This is a genomic window from Streptomyces griseochromogenes (assembly GCF_001542625.1).
Taxonomy (GTDB): Bacteria; Actinomycetota; Actinomycetes; order Streptomycetales; family Streptomycetaceae; genus Streptomyces; species Streptomyces griseochromogenes.
Genome location: NZ_CP016279.1, coordinates 2812241 through 2830485, shown reverse-complemented (window position 1 = coordinate 2830485; position 18245 = coordinate 2812241). Strand labels below are relative to the sequence as shown.

At 73.3% G+C, this 18245-nt stretch carries 14 protein-coding genes; 5 read left to right on the top strand and 9 right to left on the bottom strand.

The annotated features are described in order from the left end of the window. Positions 1–23: 23 nt before the first annotated feature. Together AVL59_RS12030 and AVL59_RS12025 are read right to left on the bottom strand one after the other, a co-directional pair. Positions 24–1367, bottom strand: coding sequence for a copper amine oxidase (locus AVL59_RS12030; protein WP_067302645.1), 1344 nt, complete (start codon positions 1365–1367; stop codon positions 24–26). A 58-nt stretch (positions 1368–1425) separates the two neighbouring features. Further along, on the bottom strand, positions 1426–2241 hold the full coding sequence (locus AVL59_RS12025) for a Tat pathway signal sequence domain protein (protein ID WP_067302643.1): 816 nt from the start codon (positions 2239–2241) through the stop codon (positions 1426–1428). Positions 2242–2440: 199 nt separating this feature from the next. Here AVL59_RS12025 and glgX point away from each other — a divergent pair, with 199 nt between their 5' ends. Then, positions 2441–4549 carry a glycogen debranching protein GlgX gene (glgX, locus tag AVL59_RS12020; protein ID WP_067302641.1) on the top strand — a complete coding sequence of 703 codons (2109 nt, stop codon included), beginning with the start codon at positions 2441–2443 and terminating at the stop codon, positions 4547–4549. On the opposite strand, the gene AVL59_RS12015 is transcribed toward glgX, so the two are convergent. Then, positions 4503–5939 carry an MFS transporter gene (locus tag AVL59_RS12015; protein WP_067302638.1) on the bottom strand — a complete coding sequence of 479 codons (1437 nt, stop codon included), beginning with the start codon at positions 5937–5939 and terminating at the stop codon, positions 4503–4505. The genes glgX and AVL59_RS12015 overlap by 47 nt on opposite strands. An 81-nt stretch (positions 5940–6020) precedes the next feature. Between AVL59_RS12015 and treY the strand changes: the two genes are divergently transcribed. Continuing rightward, the gene (treY, locus tag AVL59_RS12010; RefSeq protein WP_208870353.1) at positions 6021–8390 is read left to right on the top strand and encodes a malto-oligosyltrehalose synthase; all 2370 of its coding nucleotides are present in this window, start codon (positions 6021–6023) and stop codon (positions 8388–8390) included. Here the strand turns inward: treY and AVL59_RS12005 are convergent. Then, positions 8381–9337 carry a LysR family transcriptional regulator gene (locus AVL59_RS12005; protein ID WP_067302634.1) on the bottom strand — a complete coding sequence of 319 codons (957 nt, stop codon included), beginning with the start codon at positions 9335–9337 and terminating at the stop codon, positions 8381–8383. The two genes, treY and AVL59_RS12005, sit on opposite strands and share 10 nt — an antisense overlap. Positions 9338–9424: 87 nt before the next feature. Here AVL59_RS12005 and lpdA point away from each other — a divergent pair, with 87 nt between their 5' ends. Both lpdA and AVL59_RS11995 read left to right on the top strand, forming a co-directional pair. Next, positions 9425–10858: a dihydrolipoyl dehydrogenase gene (gene lpdA, locus AVL59_RS12000; protein ID WP_067302631.1), complete on the top strand. Its 1434-nt coding sequence runs from the start codon at positions 9425–9427 to the stop codon at positions 10856–10858. 134 nt (positions 10859–10992) lie between these two features. Continuing rightward, positions 10993–12243 carry a M14 family zinc carboxypeptidase gene (locus AVL59_RS11995; protein WP_067302628.1) on the top strand — a complete coding sequence of 417 codons (1251 nt, stop codon included), beginning with the start codon at positions 10993–10995 and terminating at the stop codon, positions 12241–12243. Between the two features lie 42 nt (positions 12244–12285). On the opposite strand, the gene AVL59_RS11990 is transcribed toward AVL59_RS11995, so the two are convergent. After that, positions 12286–12711 (bottom strand): SSI family serine proteinase inhibitor, encoded by a 426-nt coding sequence (locus AVL59_RS11990; protein ID WP_067302626.1) that lies wholly within the window; start codon positions 12709–12711, stop codon positions 12286–12288. A gap of 79 nt (positions 12712–12790) precedes the next feature. Continuing rightward, positions 12791–13366: a DUF1707 and FHA domain-containing protein gene (locus AVL59_RS11985; RefSeq protein WP_067302623.1), complete on the bottom strand. Its 576-nt coding sequence runs from the start codon at positions 13364–13366 to the stop codon at positions 12791–12793. Between the two features lie 174 nt (positions 13367–13540). Here AVL59_RS11985 and treZ point away from each other — a divergent pair, with 174 nt between their 5' ends. Beyond that, on the top strand, positions 13541–15286 hold the full coding sequence (treZ, locus tag AVL59_RS11980) for a malto-oligosyltrehalose trehalohydrolase (protein WP_067302621.1): 1746 nt from the start codon (positions 13541–13543) through the stop codon (positions 15284–15286). A 37-nt stretch (positions 15287–15323) separates the two neighbouring features. Here treZ and AVL59_RS11975 read toward each other — a convergent pair whose 3' ends face one another. From AVL59_RS11975 to AVL59_RS11965, 3 genes are all read right to left on the bottom strand, one after another. Then, complete coding sequence (locus tag AVL59_RS11975; protein WP_067302619.1) at positions 15324–16268, bottom strand: aminoglycoside phosphotransferase family protein; 945 nt, start codon at positions 16266–16268, stop codon at positions 15324–15326. Positions 16269–16330: 62 nt separating this feature from the next. After that, positions 16331–17458: an aminopeptidase P family protein gene (locus tag AVL59_RS11970; RefSeq protein ID WP_067302617.1), complete on the bottom strand. Its 1128-nt coding sequence runs from the start codon at positions 17456–17458 to the stop codon at positions 16331–16333. Between the two features lie 214 nt (positions 17459–17672). After that, a complete protein-coding gene (locus AVL59_RS11965; protein WP_067302614.1) occupies positions 17673–18236 on the bottom strand; it encodes a PDZ domain-containing protein in 564 nt (187 codons plus the stop codon). Between the last annotated feature and the right edge of the window lie 9 nt (positions 18237–18245).

Genomic DNA, 18245 nt, shown 5'->3' with positions numbered 1-18245 from the left:
AGCCGGATGGACAGGTCGGTTTCTCAACTACGTGGCTGCCAGTGCCCGTTCTGCCACGCCACCTCGTCGGGAGTGAGCGGATTCATAGCGGTGACGTCCCTGGGAGCGATGGCGAAGCCCTGCCAGTGGATCGGCATGGGCTGCTGGTCCTCGTCCCGCGCGATGTGATGGAAGCCCACGTTCATCCAGACCACCGGGTGAGTGAGGTTCTGGCCGTTGACCCACGTGTCGACGGACTTGCCCGCTCCGGTCGGGCAGGCGCCCAGGTTGTTGCTGGCGAACTGCTCGCACTTGTTGTACTCGGTGAAGTACACGTCGTGCTTGGTGAAGCTGCGGCCCGGGTACTTCGTGGTGGGGCCGGGCACGATCTCGTACGAACGCGCGTGCCCGTCCTTGTTCTTGCCGGTCCCGCTGACCACCCGCCACCAACGGTAGGTCTTGTAGTCGCCCGCGAGTTCCTTGGTGACCGGGGTGCGGGTGGTCTTGTTGGTCGGGGCCTGCTGCCCGCGGGCGGGCGCGGTGACGGCCGAGTCGTACTGCTCGACCTTCGTCCTGGAGGAGCCGTCCAGGCCGAAGTCCAGCCGCCAGAAGACGTTGTGGCTGTGGCTGGTGGCGTAGGCCTTGGCGCCCTTGCCGATGGGCCAGCCGCGGCCGTCGCCCGCGTCGTAGTCGTCGTAGGAGAGGCTGCCGGTGGCGCCGACGTTCATGTTGATCGTGCCGTCGTCCTGGAAACGCCACTCGGTCATGTACTCGTACCAGCCGACCTTGTTGACCGTGTAGACGAGCAGGTCCTTGCCCTGCGTCTGGAAGACCTTGTTGGCGCTGTTGCCCTGCATGCGGTAGGCGTGACCGCGCGAACGGGTGGTCGTGCACAGGCCCTTGACGTTCGGGTGCTCCGGGTCACCGTCCGGGACCTTGATGGTCTTGATGGTGCCGCCGGGGCACTCGCCGGGCGCCAGGTCCACCAGCCCCTGGGCGAAACCGAAGCCTGTCAGGTCGTCGTACTCGACGCTGCCGTCGTCGTAGGGGACGTCGATCTGGGCGAGGCGGGCGCTGTTGAGGACCTTGATCGGCTTCGCTTCGCCCTTGGGCTGGTAGGAGACGTTCTCCAGGACGAGGCCGGCCTTGCTGTCGTAGCGCCAGCACATGTGCCACGTGGTGCCGGTGGAGAGCTTCTGCTCGATCTTGTAGGCGGCACTGCAGTCGGCGGCCGCCGCGGCGGCGGTCTTCGGCTGTGCGACGGCCGGCCCCGCGCCGGCCGTCGCGCCGGCGGTCAGCGCGGCCACGGTGAGGCCGACGGCCGCCCGGGTGCGGGCACGGCTGATTCTCCGCGGCCCGAGGCCGCCGATCGAACGCTGTACGGGCATGACGAAGTGACTCCCCTGCAGGAGAAGCAAGTTGGAAAAGTGAACTGACGGCTGCCGCTCAGCGGCGGTCGAGCTTGGCGACCTTGCCGGCGCTCAGGTCGATGACCAGCCACCGGGCGTCGATCCACGGACCGTTCTTGACCTTCGGGAACAGCCGCACGCAGCGGTGTTCGCCGCACTTGTCGAGAACGGCGGGCTGGGCGCCCGGGGTGGCCCGGTAGACCGCGCCGTTGAGCTGCAACTGGTCCGCGGAGGTCAGCTCATGACCGGTTGCGTCCTTGTAGTCCGCCTTGAGGCCCGCGCCCAGCGGGTCTGCGATCAGCAGCTTGGCCGCCTCGGCGTTCTCCGCACGGCTCAGTGGCGGCTGGACGCCGTGCTGGGTACTGGTCCGCTCGACCTTGCCGGTCGCCAGGTCGACCGTCTTGGTGACGAGCGTGTCGTTCTTGTAGTCGTAGAAGGTCACGTCCGCCCGGCGCGGTGCGTTCGGGTCGTCCAGTTCGTCCGCATCCGGGTCGGCGAGGTCGACGGTCAGGCGCTGCGGGCCGCGTCCTCCGTCGACGTTCTCACCCGCGGTGAGCATCTGCTTGTTCAGGGCGATCTTCTCGACGCGCCGGATCTCGTCGTCGGTCAGCGGATCGCGGCCCGTGCCCTTCTCGCCCTCGGCCGGGGCCTGCTCCACCACACCCGGCGGGGCCCCGTCCGGCCCCTGGCCCGCCTGCTGCGCGGCCCGGGCCCCGCCCCCCTTGCCTCCTCCGGTTTCGTCCGCCCCCGCCGTGCCGGGCAGGGTGATCGCGACCATCGCGGCGGTCCCCGCCACCGCCAGGGCCGCACCGGCCACCACCTTTCCCAGATGGCGGTGCACTATCTCGCGCACATCTTCCCCCTACTCCCCCCAACTTCCCCGGGAGTACGTGTATGCCCCACTGGTTCGGCACACGGCGGACGGTCGAGTCGCCGTATGCACTGGTCGGCCGGTAAGAGGGACGTAAGTCACGGGAGGTTCCCTCACTTTCGGGCAGACTCGGAGCAGAACGGGACCCCGGCGGGGCGGCACACCTGGAAGAGTCGTGTCCATGCAGGTCTGGCCTGGAGAGGCGTATCCGCTCGGCGCCACCTATGACGGCGCCGGAACCAATTTCGCGGTCTTCACGGAGGCCGCGGACCGAGTAGAGCTGTGTCTGCTGCACGACGACGGCTCGGAGACGGCGGTGGAACTGCGCGAGAGCGACGCGTTCGTGCGGCACGCGTACATGCCGGGAGTCATGCCGGGACAGCGGTACGGCTTCCGGGTGCACGGCCCGTACGCGCCCGAGCGCGGGCTGCGTTGCAATTCCGCGAAGCTGCTGCTCGACCCTTACGCCAAGGCGATCAGCGGCAGCGTCCGGTGGGGCGAGGAGGTGTACGGCTACCACTTCGGCTCCCCGGACAAGCGCAACGACCTGGACTCGGCACCGCACACCATGGCCTCGGTGGTGATCAACCCGTACTTCGACTGGGGCGACGACCGGCCGCCGCGCACCGAGTACCACCACACGGTGATCTACGAGGCCCATGTGAAGGGCCTGACCATGCGCCACCCGGGCCTCCCCGACGAGCTGCGCGGCACGTACGCGGCGCTCGCCCACCCGGAGGTCATCGGCCATCTGACGAGGCTCGGGGTGACGGCGCTGGAACTGATGCCCGTCCACCAGTTCGTGAACGACCACCGGCTGGTCGACCTGGACCTGAACAACTACTGGGGCTACAACACCGTCGGTTTCTTCGCCCCGCACAACACGTACGCCTCCTGGGGCGACCGCGGCCAGCAGGTCCTGGAGTTCAAGTCGGCGGTCCGGGCGCTGCACGAGGCCGGGATCGAGGTCATCCTGGACGTCGTCTACAACCACACCGCCGAGGGCAACCATCTGGGCCCGACGCTGTCCTTCAAGGGCATCGACAACGCGTCGTACTACCGTCTCTCGGACGATCCCCGCTACTACACGGACACCACGGGCACCGGGAACTCGCTGCTCATGCGGTCCCCGCACGTCCTCCAGATGATCATGGACTCGCTGCGGTACTGGGTGACCGAGATGCGCGTCGACGGCTTCCGCTTCGACCTCGCGGCGACGCTCGCCCGGCAGTTCCACGAGGTGGACCGGCTGTCGTCGTTCTTCGACCTGGTCCAGCAGGACCCGGTCGTCTCCCAGGTGAAGCTGATCGCCGAGCCGTGGGACGTGGGCGAGGGCGGCTACCAGGTGGGCAACTTCCCGCCGCTGTGGACCGAGTGGAACGGCAAGTACCGCGACACGGTCCGGGACCTGTGGCGGGGCGAGCCGCGCGCGCTCGCGGAGTTCGCCTCCCGGCTGACCGGTTCCTCGGACCTCTACCAGGACGACGGCCGCCGCCCGCTCGCCTCCATCAACTTCGTGACCTGCCACGACGGCTTCACCCTGCACGACCTCGTCTCGTACAACGACAAGCACAACCAGGCCAACGGCGAGGACAACCGGGACGGGGAGAGCCACAACCGGTCCTGGAACTGCGGGACGGAGGGCGAGAGCGACGACCCGGGCGTGCTCGGGCTGCGCGCCCGCCAGATGCGGAACTTCCTGGCCACGCTGATGCTGTCCCAGGGCGTGCCGATGCTCAGCCACGGCGACGAGTTCGCCCGCACCCAGCGCGGCAACAACAACGCCTACTGCCAGGACAACGAGGTCTCCTGGGTGGACTGGCCCGAGGACGGCGGCGAGCTGCTGGAGTTCGTCCGGGCGATGGTCTGGCTGCGCCGCGACCACCCGGTCTTCCGCCGGCGGCGCTTCTTCCACGGGCGGCCGGTGGAGGGCACGCACGACGAGCTGTCCGACATCGCCTGGTTCACCCCCGAGGGCGGCGAGATGGCCCAGCGGGACTGGGACTCGGCGCAGGCGTCGGCGCTGACGGTGTTCCTGAACGGCAACGCGATCTCCGAGCCCGGTCCGCGCGGGGAGCGGATCGCCGACGACTCCTTCCTGCTGATGTTCAACGCCTCGCCCGGGCCGCTGGACTTCCTGGTGCCGGTCGACCACGGGCGGCAGTGGCAGGTGGTCGTCGACACGGCCCGCCCCGAGGGAATCGAGCCGGGGACGGGGGCGAAGCTCGCGGCCGGCGAACGGATCACCCTTCCGGACCGCAGCCTGACGGTGCTCCAGCGGCCCGCCTAGCTCCCTCCGCGCGGCCCCCGCTCAGGGGGCCGCGCGGCACCCTGCCGTCGCGCACCCACCCGACGCGCACGCGCGCGCGTGGCGTGTCGACCGGGGCGGCTACGGGGCCGCCGGCTCCTCGTCGCACACACGCGCGGGGCGGGTGTCTTCCGGCGGTCCCGTGTACGTCGTCGGGCGGGCCGTCAGGGCGATGGCGCAGGCGAGCGCGGCGGCCGTGCTCGCCGCCGCGAACGCGGCCACGGGGCCGTAGGACTCGGCCAGACGGCCGGTGACCGCGACCGCGAGGGCCTGGCCGCCGACCACGGCGCTCGTCGCGAACGCCATCGCCTCCGCCCAGCCGGGACCGCGGCACCGTGCGCTCGGTCAGCCCGAACACCGTGATGAGGTGCGGGGCGTAGGCGGTCCCGAGGACGGTGACGACGGCGTACAGGCCGGTCAGGCCGTCCGTGCGCAGCAGCGGGAGGGACAGCGCGAAGGCGGCGCCCGTCGCCAGCCGCCAGCGCGCCGGGAGCCCGAGACGTGCCGGTACGGCGGCCATGGCGAGCCCCGCCACGGCGCTCATCACGCCCATCGCGGCGTACACGAGCCCGGCCTGGTCCTCCTGCCCGAGCCGGGCCGTGAGCGCGGTGATCCCGGCCTGGCAGGCGCCGAACATGGCTCCCTGGAGGGCGAGGGCGGCGCGGAGGGCGTGGACGGAGCGGGGCATGGGGTCGGCTGTCGCGGTACCGGTACGCGCGCGTGCCGGGGCCGGCCGCACGGCCCGGGCGGTGGGGTGCAGGGCGAAGCCGGTGCCGCAGGTGGCCACCATGAGGGCCGCGCCGCCCAGTGCGTACGCCGGATGGGCGAGGACCGCGGCCAGACCGACCAGGGCCGGGCCGAGGACGAAGGACAGCTCGTCCAGGGTGCTCTCGAATCCGAGCGCGGCGCCGACGGTGGACTCCGGGGCGCCGCAGGCGCGGGCGAGGGCGACCAGGCGGGCGCGGGCCAGCGGACCGACGAGCGGCACGGTGGCACCGGCCGCAGCGCCGAGGAGCGCCAGAAGGGGCGTGGGCAGACCGGCGAGGGCGCCGGTGACCAGGGCGGCCACCGCGAGCGCGTTGGCGAGCGAGAACGCGAGCACGACCGTCCGCTGGCCGTGCCGGTCCGCGAGCCGGCCCACCAGCGGGCCGCAGGTCACCTGCCCGAGGGCGAGCGCGCCGCCGGTCAGACCCGCGGCGGCCAGCGAACCGCTCGTCCGGGCGACGAGCAGCACACTGCCGAACTGGATGGTCGCCGTCGGCAGCCGCCCCAGGAACGACACGCACGGCAGCAGCGGCCCGGTCAGGCCGATCACCTCACCGTAGGTGTCCAGCGTGCCGTGCCGTGCCCGGGAGCGTTCGCTTGTTCCCATCGCTCGAAGCTAGGCACGCGTGCGTGGGTCCGTGCAGGGGCCGATGACACGAAAGACGGCGGGCTGGGTACGTAGGTTTCCATGACTTCTGCGCGACCCGGACCGGACGTGCCCACGGCCACCTACCGGCTGCAGCTGCAGCCCGCGTTCCCGTTCGCCGCCGCCGCGGCGGCCGTACCGTACCTGGCGTCGCTCGGCGTCTCGCACCTGCACCTGTCCCCCGTCCTGGAGGCCGTCCCGGGCTCTTCGCACGGCTACGACGTCGTGGACCACGCGCGCGTGCGCGAGGAACTGGGCGGCGAGGAGGGGCTGCGCGCGCTCGCGCACACCGCGCGGGAACACGGCCTGGGCCTGGTGGTGGACATCGTGCCGAACCACATGGCCATGGCACCCCGGCACAACCGCGCGCTGTGGGAGGTGCTGCGCGAGGGGCCCGAGTCGCCGTACGCGCGCTGGTTCGACATCGACTGGCAGGCGCAGGGCGGACGGGTGCTGCTGCCGGTGCTCGGCGGTCCGGTCGGCTCGGAACTGGACCGCCTCGTGGTCGACGGGGACGCCCTGCGCTACCACGACCACGCCTTCCCGCTCCGCGCGGGCACCGAGGACCTGCCGCTGCCCCTGCTGCTGGACGCGCAGTGGTACCGCCCGGTGTGGTGGCGGCTCGCCCGCACCGAGCTGAACTACCGGCGCTTCTTCAGCATCTCGGAGCTGATCGGGGTGCGCGTGGAGGACCCCGTGGTGTTCGAGTCGACCCACGCCAAGATCCTCCAGCTGCTGGCAGAGGGCGTGGTCGACGGGCTGCGGATCGACCATCCGGACGGACTCGCGGACCCCGACGGCTACCTGGAGCGGCTGCGCGAGGCGAGCGGCGGGCGCTGGACGGTCGTGGAGAAGATCCTCGCCGACGGCGAGCGGCTGCCGGCCTCCTGGGCCGTCGCGGGCACCACGGGCTACGACGCCCTGCGCCACGTCGACGGCCTGTTCACGGACCGCGGCGGGGCGTACGAACTGCTCGGGCGGTACCGGGCGTTCGCGGCTCCCCAGACGGACCGGGGCGGCAACTGGGAGGCCACGGTGCGGCGGGCCGCCTACAAGGTGCTCAGGCACGAACTGGCCGCCGAGACCGACCGGCTCACCCGGGTGGCCGCCCGGCTGTGTGCCGCCTCGCCGGATCTCGCGCTGCGCGACCGGGCGCCGTGGGCGCTGCGCACGGCCGTGGAGGAGCTGCTGGTGCGGCTTCGGGTCTACCGGCCCTACGCCGCCGGCGACGCCTCCGCCGTCCTCACCGAGGAGGCCGCCGAGGAAGCCCGGCTGGCCTACGTGGTGCCCGAGGAGGCCGAAGCCGTCGACGTCGTGCGCCGTCTGCTCATCGAGGCGCCCGGCGACCCGTCGGCACCGGACCACGCCGACCGGGTGGAGTTCCGCGCCCGGTTCGCCCAGACCGCGTCGGCGCTGCGCGCCAAGTCCGTGGAGGACACGGCGTTCTACCGCTATGTGCCCCTGCTGTCGGCGACCGAGGTGGGCGGCGATCCGGGCAGTCCCGGCGTGCTCCCGGAGGACTTCCACGCCTTCTGCGCGCGCGTGCAGCGCGCATGGCCGCTCACCGGCACGGTCGTCGCCACCCACGACACCAAGCGCAGCGCCGACGTGCGCGCGGCGCTGGCCGTGCTCACCGAGTGCCCCGACCGGTGGGCGGAGTTGCTCGCCGAGGTGACCCTGCCCGAGGAGGGCGCACCGGACGGGCAGCTGGCCTGGGCGGCCTGGCAGACGGTGTTCGGGCTGGGCCCGGCGGAGGCCGGGCGGGTCCAGGAGGCGCTGCTCAAGCATGTGCGCGAGGCGGGCATGTACACGAGCTGGACGGAGCAGCAGCCGCCCTACGAGGAGGCGGTGGCGGCCTTCGTCACCGCCGGGCCGTGCGGGCCGCCCGGGGAGCGCGTGGCCGCCTTCCGCAAGGCGCTGGAGCCGCACATCCGGGCGAACGTCCTGGGCACCGCTCTGGTCCATCTGACGATGCCGGGGGTGCCGGACGTGTACCAGGGCACGGAGGGCGAGTACCGGGCCCTGGTGGACCCGGACAACCGGCGGCCGGTGGCGTTCCCTCCCGGGACGCCCGGCGAGAAGGACGCCCTGACGGCGGCGGCGCTGCGGCTGCGTGCCCGCAGGCCCGGTGCCTTCGGCGCGTCGGCGACGTACGCCGCGCTCGCCGCCGAGGGTCCGGCGGCGGACCACTGCGCGTCGTTCGCGCGTTCCGGTGAGGTGGTCACGGCGGTGACCCGGCTGTCACTGGGGCTGGCGGAGTCGGGCGGCTGGCGGGAGACGCGTCTTGAGCTGCCGCCGGGGCGGTGGGCCGACGTGCTCACGCCGGGGCGGGAGTTCACGGGGCACGCGCGCGTGGCGGATCTCTTCGAGCGGTTGCCGGTGGCGCTGCTGGAGCGGGCCGGTCAGGACTGAGGGGCCGGCGTCCGCGCGGCGGGCAGGTCGCACTCCTCGTACACCGGGGCGGCACAGGCGGCGCCCAGGGAGGGCCAGGTGGCGCGCAGAAGGTCGACGAAGGCCGCGGCGGCCCCGGTGGGCGGCACGCGCGCGTAGACCGTCAGGGCGCGCTTCCAGGCCGGGTCGGGAGTGAGGAGCACGCAGTCCTCGCCGACGGCGCCCCGTACGACGTGGCCGGGCGCCGCGCACACTCCGACGCCCGCGGCGGCCATCCGTACGGCCGTCGAGGTGTGCTCGGTCCACACGGCGGTCCGGGGCCGGAACCCGGCCTGCCCGCACGCCCAGTCGAGGAAGCGCTCGCCGTGGACGACGGGTTCCATGGCACAGCGGATCCAGGCCCGGTCGGCGAGTTCCGGCAGCGTCACCGTCGTACGGCCCGCGAGCCGGTCGTCGAACGGCACGACGAGAACGACCTCCTCCTCGCCGACCGGCACGACGGTGCCGGTCGGCCCCGCGGGCTCCGGGCCTACGGCGAGGTCCGCGGTGCCGCGCTGCACGGCCTCCTCCAGGGCCTCGGTGGTGGCGTACTCGTGCAGCCGCAGCAGGACCCGGGGACGAGCCGTGCGCCAGCGGGCGAAGACGTCCGGCATCGCGCCCACGGCGATGGAGTGGAGGGCTGCGATGTGCAGCTCGCCGCCCTCGGCGCCGGCGGCGGCGCGGGCCGCGCGGCGGGCCTGGGCGGCGCTGCGGACGGCTAGTTCGGCGTGGGGTAGGTAGGCGCGGCCCATCGGGGTCAGGCGCACCCCGCGCGGCATGCGCTCCAGCAGTGCGCCGCCCACCGCCTTCTCCAGGGCCTTGATCTGGTGCGAGAGCGCGGGCTGGGTGACGTGCAGGACCTCCGCCGCGCGCGTGAAGGACGCCTCCTCGACGACCGTGAGGAAGTACTCCATCTGCCGCAGGCTCAATTCCGCGTCCTCCCATGAAGATCCTGCATGGGTTCTACAAGAACATTGCCTTGGACTCATGGCAAGCGGCGGGCGGAGGGTGGGGCCATGAGCCTGAACACACCGGACGTCATCGTCATCGGCGGTGGCACGGGCGGGTACAGCACCGCCCTGCGCGCCGCCTCCCTGGGTCTCGACGTCGTACTCGTCGAACGCGACAAGGTCGGCGGGACCTGTCTGCACCGGGGCTGCATCCCGAGCAAGGCGATGCTGCACGCCGCCGAACTCGTCGACGGCATCGCCGAGGCCCGCGAACGCTGGGGCGTGAAGGCCACGCTGGACTCCGTGGACTGGCCGGCGCTGGCGGCGACGCGGGACGACATCGTGGCCCGCAACCACAAGGGAGTAGAGGCGCATCTGGCACACGCGGGCGTACGGGTGGTGCGGGGCAGCGCGCGGCTGACCGGAACACGCACCGTGCGCGTGGAAGACGCGCGTGACGATTCCACGCCCGGTGTGCACGACTTCACCGCGCGCCGGGGCATCGTCCTCGCGACCGGCTCACGCCCACGCGTGCTCCCGGGGCTCACACCGGACGGCCGGCGCGTGGTGACCAGCGACGACGCGCTGTTCGCACCGGGGCTCCCCGCCTCGGTCCTGGTGCTGGGCGGGGGCGCGATCGGCGTGGAGTACGCCTCCTTCCACCGGTCGATGGGCGCGGAGGTCACCCTGGTGGAGGCCGCCGACCGGATCGTGCCGCTGGAGGACGCCGATGTGAGCCGTCATCTGACGCGCGGTCTGAAGAAGCGCGGCATCGACGTGCGGGCGGGCGCGCGGCTGCTGGACGCGGAGGTGCTGGAGAACGGCGTACGCGCCCGGGTGCGCACCGCGCGCGGGGAGACCCGGACGGTGGAGGCGGAGCGGCTGCTGGTGGCCGTCGGCCGGGCGCCGGTCACGGAGGGCCTGGACCTGGCCGCCGCCGGTCTGACGGCGGACGAGCGGGGGTTCGTCGTCCCCGCGGACTGGAGCCGCCTGGAGACGGCCGCGGCGGGGATCCATGTCGTGGGCGACCTGCTGCCGCCCCCTTCGCTCGGCCTGGCGCACGCCTCGTTCGCGGAGGGCCTGCTGGTGGCCGAGACGCTGGCGGGGCTGGCGTCGCCGCCGGTCGAGTACGCGGCGGTGCCCCGGGTGACGTACTCGTCGCCGCAGACCGCGTCGGTGGGTCTCGGCGAGGCGGAGGCACGCGCGCGTGGGCACGAGGTCGACGTCGGCACGATGCCGCTGACCGCCGTCGCCAAGGGCATGGTGCACGGGCAGGGCGGCATGGTGAAGGTCGTCACCGAGGCCGGTGGCGGACAGGTGCTCGGAGTGCACCTGGTCGGCCCCCATGTGTCGGAGATGATCGCCGAGAGCCAGCTGATCGTCGGCTGGGACGCCCAGCCGTCGGACGTGGCCCGGCACGTGCACGCGCACCCGACGCTCTCGGAGGCGGTCGGCGAGGTGTTCCTGACGCTCGCGGGACGCGGGCTGCACCAGCAGTGAGGCCAGGAGCGCGGTGGCCGGGCGCGGTCGGAGAATGCGTCCGGGCGCCCCCGGGAGCCTCCCCCGTCGAGTGCTTGACAGTTCACCGACGCCGTGCGGCACTGGGAGGGCGAAGCCGGGCGGACAAGTCGGGGGTGAGTCTCCTGCCGGAGCTGCGCTACCCCAGCGTTCCCGAACTGATCGCCTCCGCACGGGCGTTGGCCGCTCAGCAGCCCGGGCTGTGTGCACTCAGACAGGTGGGCGTCTCGCGGGCCGGCCGGCCCCTGCACCTGCTGTCCGTGGGGCACGCCCGACGCGCGGTGCTGGTCGTCGCGGGCGCCCACGCCAACGAGCCGACCGGCGGCTCCACCCTCCGGGTACTGGCCGAACGGGTGCTGGCCGAGCGCGAGTTGCGCTCCGGCACCTCCTGGCATTTTCTGCTCTGCGCGGACCCGGACGGCGCCAGCCTGCATGTGACCCCGGCACCGCGCAGTCTGCTCGACTACCACCGCGGCTTCTACCGGCCGACGGGCGCGGAGCAGCCCGAGTGGTCCCCGGCGGTGCTGCCGCCGGACCGGCTGCCGCCCGAGACCCGGGCCCTGACCGGGGTGATCGACGAACTGCGGCCCTATCTCCAGGTGACGCTGCACGGCACCGATCTCGGCGGCAGCTGGGTGCAGCTGACGAAGGACGTGCCGGGCCTCGCCGAGCCGTTCGCCAAGTCCGCGGCGCAGCTGCACATTCCGGTGGAGACGGGCGCCTCGGACGCCGCGGGCTGGCCGGCCTCGGGCCCCGGGGTGCATGTGATGCCCGGCCCGGAGACGGGGGTCGCCTACCCGAGCCTGCCGGACGACGCCCGGCACAGCACCTGGTACCACGCGCACCGCTACGGCGGTCTGACGGCCGTCGTCGAGGTGCCGATGTGGGCGAGCGACCTGGTGGACGACCCGGCGCCGCACCCGGCGCCTGCGGCGGCGATGCGGCGTCTGGCACAGCGCCTGCTGCGGGACTCGCTGGAGGTGGAGGGGGTGCTCGCCGAGGCGCTGCCCCGGCTGCAGGGCGCGGACGGGCCACTGTTGCGGGCCGCGCGGTGGGCGCTGGAGCTGATACCGGGCCTGGCGCAGGACTGGATCCACACGCAGCCGGCCGGCACGACGATGGCGTACGTCGGCAGTGTGGACGCCTTCGGACGGCGGCTGCCGCTGCGAGCCGCGGCCATGCTGCTGCGGGTGCTGCGGGAGACCGACGACCGGGCGGCGCCTCGGCTGGAGCGGCTCGTCGCTTCTTGGTGCGAGGCTTTCGAGGAGCGTTTCAGAGCCCGCTGGGTGCCGTTGGAGCACCAGGTGGAGCACCAGTCCCGGACGGTGCTGGTGGCGGCTCAGCAGGCGCGGGAACGGGCGGCGTGAGGCCGCCACGCCGCCCGTACCCGCACCGCCCCGCGGCAGGGCTCAGCGCTCCACGGCGAACACCGCTCCCGTCCGGGCCTCCATGACGCACTTGCTGGAGTAGGTCTCCTGGTAGTCGACCGGCCGTCCGTTCCACTGCCCGTGCGCGTGGACGGTCACGGGGGCGAAGATCATCGGGCAGAAGACCTTCTTCTGCGGGATGCGCGCGATGTCGCCGCCGGCGGCCTCCAGTTCGGCGCAGGCCTCGGCCGCGCGCGCGTACCCCAGGGGCAGCGGGTCGCACAGCAGCAGGGTGCCGTGCTTGTCGCCGGCCGGCGGGGTTTCACCGCGGGCGACGGTGAGGTAGAGCCAGTTGTCGGACAGGGGGAACGTGCTGCGGGGTGCCGCCTGGGCCGGGCCCGCGGCGAGGAGGCCGACAGAGGCCAGCAGGGCGCCGGCGGCCGCTGTCGCTCGGGTGAGGTACGTCATGCCCGATCCATCGGCACGGCGGCGCGCGTTCCCCAGCCCGACTCACCCGAACGGAACCGCACGGCCCCACGATGGCGCGTCAGTTCGAATGCGGGAGGGTGTTCTGGTGCGCCGCGAGCCGGAAGGCGATCCGCCCGAAGGAGACCTGGTCGCCCTCGCGGACCACGACGGCGCCGACCACACGGCGTCCGTTGACCGTGGTGCCGTTGGTGGAGCCGAGGTCCCTGAGGATCCACATGCCGGCCTGCAGGCGGAGCTCGGCATGCACCCGGGAGACGGTCTCGTGGTTCAGGCGCAGCCCGCTGGCGGGGTCGCGGCCTATGCGCAGCGGATGACCGCCGGCCGGGTGCGGCAGCAGCAGCTTGGGCAGCCGCTCGGACTGCCAGGCCCGGCGCAGCCGCACGGTGAAGCCGGAGACGGCCTCGACGCTGCCGAGGACCGCACGGGAGAAGCGATTCTCACGGGGCAGGTCGGCGGTGAGGGCGGCGAGCTCGTCGGCGCACCTCGCGGCGAGCGCCAGTTCCATGCGGCGCACGAACGTGTCGTGCGACAGCCGGCCCAGCGCGGCGCCGTCCCGCAGCACCCGCAGTGCCTTGTCGCGCTCCGCGTCGGACAGCCGCGCGGGGTACGTGGGGAACTCGAAAGACGACGTCACGCAGGTGATTGTCGGGCAGTGAACCCCCGGTGTCCAGAAACGGGGGAATCGGTTGCCAGGCGCGTGCACTTCCGCGACACCTGCCGGGAAAGGGTGTGTTCCAGAGCGGATTGATCCTTTTCGCGGCACGATGGACGCACTACATCACGGTGAGCAGACGAAGGGGAACCGTCCGTGCAGTTCGAGGTGTGGGCACCGCAGGCAGACCGTGTGACGCTCCATTGCGAGGACGCCACGCGCACGTTGGAGCGCGATCCGGAACGCGTCGGCTGGTGGACGGGACAGGCCAGGGCGCGGGACGGCTCGCGGTACGGATACGCGCTGGACGACGGCCCCGTCCTGCCCGACCCGCGCTCACGCCGCCAGCCGGACGGCCCGGACGGCCTGAGCGCGGTGGTCGAGCACGGGCGGTACACGTGGCGTTCCGCGTGGGCGGGGCGCGACCTGCCGGGCGCGGTGCTCTACGAGCTGCACGTGGGCACGTACACCCGCGAGGGCACCCTGGACGCGGCCGCCGCGCGTCTGGAGCACCTGGTGGAACTGGGCGTCAGCCACGTGGAGTTGATGCCGTTGTGCCCCTTCCCCGGGCGGCACGGGTGGGGCTACGAGGGGGTGTCGCCGTGGGCCGTGCACGAGCCGTACGGTGGGCCCGAGGCGCTGAAACGGTTCGTGGACCGGGCGCATGAACTGGGCCTCGGCGTCGTCCTGGACGTCGTGCACAACCACTTGGGCCCGTCGGGCAACCATCTGCCGCGGTTCGGGCCGTACTTCACGGACACGCACCACACGCCCTGGGGTGCGGCGGTGAACCTGGACGCGCCCGGCTCCGACGAGGTGCGCGCGTACTTCCTGGGCAGCGCGCTGGCGTGGCTGCGGGACTACCGGATCGACGGGCTGCGCCTGGACGCGGTGCACGCGCTGCACGACACGCGCGCGTGCACGTTCCTGGAGGAGCTGTCGGCGGCCGTCGACGGCCTCGCCGGCGAGCTGGGCCGCCCGCTGTTCCTGGTCGCCGAGTCCGACCTCAACAACCCGCGGATCATCACCCCGCGCGCGGAGAACGGCCTCGGACTGCACGCGCAGTGGAACGACGACTTCCATCACGCCGTGCACACCGCGCTGACCGGCGAGTCGCAGGGCTACTACGCCGACTTCGCGCGCGACCCCTTCGCCGCGCTCGCCAAGACACTCACCGGCGGCTACTTCCACGACGGCACGTACTCGGGCTTCCGTGACCGCGGCCACGGCCGGCCGCTGGACCGCTCCCGAGTGGCGGCGCACCGGCTGCTGGGCTACAGCCAGACCCACGACCAGGTCGGCAACCGCGCGCAGGGGGACCGTCTCCCGGCCCTCCTCTCCCCCGGTCTGCTGGCCTGTGCGGCCGCGCTCACGCTGACCGCGCCGTTCACGCCGATGCTGTTCATGGGCGAGGAGTGGGCGGCGGGCACGCCCTGGCAGTTCTTCACCGACCACACGGATCCGGAGCTGGCCGAGGCGGTGCGGCGGGGCAGGCGCCGGGAGTTCGCGCAGCACGGGTGGGCCGAGGAGGACGTACCGGACCCGCAGGACCCGGCGACCCGGGAGCGGTCCTGTCTCGACTGGTCGGAGCCGGAACGCGAGCCCCACGCGCGCGTGCTGGCCTGGTACCGACGGCTGATCGCGCTGCGCCGGGAGCAGCCGGACCTCACCGATCCCGACCTCGCCGACACGAAGGTGGCCTACGACCGGGAGGCCCGCTGGCTGGCGTTCCGGCGCGGGGACGTCCGGGTGGCGGTGAACCTGGGCAAGGAGGCGGCGGCGATCCCGCTCGGCAGCCGCCGGGCGCAGGTCCTCGCCGCGTGGGACCCGGTGGCCGCGCCGGGCCCGGACGGGCTGCTGCAGGTGCCCGCGGAGTCCTGCGTCGTGCTCATCCAGCCCTGAGCCGCGCCCGGGGTCTGCCGGGTGCCGGGGGCAGCCCCTAGGGCTCGGTCTCGTCGTCCTTGAACTCGGTCACCCGCTCCAGCAGGATCGGCTCCCAGGCGCGCCGCAGCTGGGTTCTCAGCAGCGGCAGGGAGCCCGGTGCGCGGCCTTCGAGACGGTCCGTGAGGCGGATGACGGTGTCGCAGCGGGCGAGCCACAGACCGCGCAGACAGGGGCGGGCGCCGTAGCCCGCGAGGGTGGCGGCGCGAACGGCCGCCGGGGAGCCCACGGCGACGGCCAGCCCGGCGATGTCCTCGGCCGGATCGCCGAGGGCCGCCTGGGTCCAGTCCAGAATGCCGCGGACCCGCCCGTCGGCGCTGACCACCACATGCTCGCCGGTGAGGCCGTGGTGGGTGAGCACGGCGGTGCCGGGCTGCGCGGCGAGCTGGGCGGCGCCGGGCGCGGTGAGCTGGTGCATACGGGCGGCGTCGAACTCGTCGGCGGCGGCGAGCCGTTCGGCCGCGTGCACGGCCATGCGGCGCAGCGCCTCCAGGGAGCGCGGGGCGGTGCGGGGCACACCGAGCGTCTCGGACTGCCGCAGGGGCACCGCGCGCAGCCCGCTGAGCAGCCCGGCGAGGTCGGCCTCGCCGACGGCGGAGACGTCGTGCTCGTCGGCGGTGCCGCCGGGCAGCGCTGTGTCGAGGGTGTAGGCGAGGCCGGGTGCCCAGTCGCCGTGGGCGACGCTGGTGGGGACGGCGACGGGCACGTGCGGCCGGACCAGGTCACGCAGGCGCAGTTCGCGGCGGCGGCGGACGGCGGCGTCGCGGTCGGGGGCGAGGCGCAGCACATGGCGGGTGCCGATCCACCAGGTGTGCCCGCTCCCTTCCCGGACCGGCCGTACGTCGGGTCCCCCGGTGCCGGCCCCGTTCTCGCTGCTCTCCTTGATCAGCGAACGGACCAGTCGGCGGACGGTGTCCGCGGTGGGTGTCGGTGCCTGGGTCATGAGTCGCGTCGTCGCCGTTCCGGGATGTCGTCTAGGTACGTCTCCTGCGTCTCCTGGTTCCGTCAGTCCACTATGACCATGTCACGGGTGGTGTTGTTGAGGCGGCGGCCGCCGTCCTCGGTCACCGTGACGATGTCCTCGATGCGCACTCCGAAGCGGCCGGGCAGATAGATGCCCGGCTCCACGGAGAAGCACATGCCGGGCACGAGGGGCTGTTCCTCGCCCTCGATCATGTACGGCGGTTCGTGCGTGGTGACGCCGATGCCGTGCCCGGTGCGGTGGATGAAGTACTCGCCGTATCCGGCGTCGGTGATGACCGCACGGGCGGCACGGTCGACCTCCTGGCAGGCGGCGCCCGGCCGTACGGCCCTGAAGCCCTCCTCCTGGGCGGCGCGCACGATGTCGTGGACCCTGCGCTCCTCCTCGGTCGGCTCGCCGACGTGGACGGTGCGGGTGGTGTCGGAGCCGTAGCCGTCCTTGAGGCCGCCGAAGTCGAGGACGACCATGTCGCCGTCCTGGATGACGCGGTCGCCTACCTCGTGGTGCGGGTTGGCGCCGTTGGGACCCGAGCCGACGATGGTGAAGTCGACCTGGGAGTGTCCGAAGCGGCGCAGCAGGTCGGCGAGGTCGTGGCCGACGTCGGACTCGCGGCGGCCGGCGAAGGGCACCTTCCGGATCTCCTCGAACGCCTGGTCCGCGGCGGCTCCGGCGGCGGCCAGGAGGTCCAGTTCGGCCGCGTCCTTGACGGCGCGCAGCATGGGCAGGGCCTCGGTCAGGGAGGCGTAGGCGGTGCCGGGCAGGGTGCGCTGGAGGCCCAGCAGGTGCATCGCCCAGGTGTTGTCGCTGATGCCGAAGCGGCCGCTGTGGTCGATGAGGGCGGCGGTGACGGCGTAGGGGTCCTTGCCGTCGGTCCAGTCGCGCAGGGTGAGCGCGGTCGCGCCGGCCGCGTGTTCCGCGTCCGGGGCCTCCAGGGTAGGCACGACCAGCACGGGGTCGAGGCCGGGGGCGAGCACCAGCACGGTGAGCCGTTCGGTGACCGCGGTGGGCGTGTAGCCGGTCAGCCACACCATGTCGGGTCCGGGCGCCACGAGCAGTCCCGCGAGGCCGGCATCGGCGGCGGAGCGCGCGGCGCGCTCCATACGGGCTCTGTAGTCGTCGGCGGTGAAGGGCGCGGGCGTGTCACCGGTCATCCGGGCCTCCGAGCGCGGTCGAAGTGGCGGGGGCGAAGCGGTCTCGGGCAGCATCCTGCCCGGCCGGGCAGGGCGGCGCGAGCCGATCGCGACGTCCCGGCGGAACGGTTCGCGAAGACAGGCGCGGCATGGGGCCATCATGGCGCGTGGGGCGGGTGACGACCAGCGGGTTTCCCGACGTGTCCGGACCCGTGGGACCGGGGGCCGGGTGCGGTCAGGTCACCACTCCCGGAACGACCGTCAGTTGCTGGTAGCCGCCGCCGCGGTGCCGCAGGGTGAGGGTCACCCCCGTTCCGGGGCGGGCGTGGGCGACGGCGCGGGCGAGGTCGGCGGCCGTGTCGATGCGGGTGGCGCCGAACTGCAGCAGGACGTCGCCGCGCACCAGGCCGGCCGTGTAGCCGGGACCGGGCACGTGGACGCCCACCACCAGGGCGCCCGGTTTCTCGGCGTCGACGGCCTCCACGCCCATGGTCACGCCGGACCGGACCTCGGCGGGGCTCGGGGACACGGAGGGGGCGGGCCGGGCCGAGGGGGCGGGCGGTGGTGCCTGGTGCCGCAGCTCGGCCAGCCTGCTCATGCCGATCACCGTGGCCCCGACGGTGCCGATGCCGACCCCGCAGAGCACCAGGACGGTCCCGGTGAGCAGCCCGAACAGCAGGGTCCGGATCCGGCCGCCGCGCCGGCGCGCGGCGTGCGGGCGCCGCGTGGGGCGGGGTGTGCCGCCCTCCCGCCGCTCCTGTCCGGGCATCGGTTTGGGACGCAACGCAGTGTGTTCCATGGTTCGCTC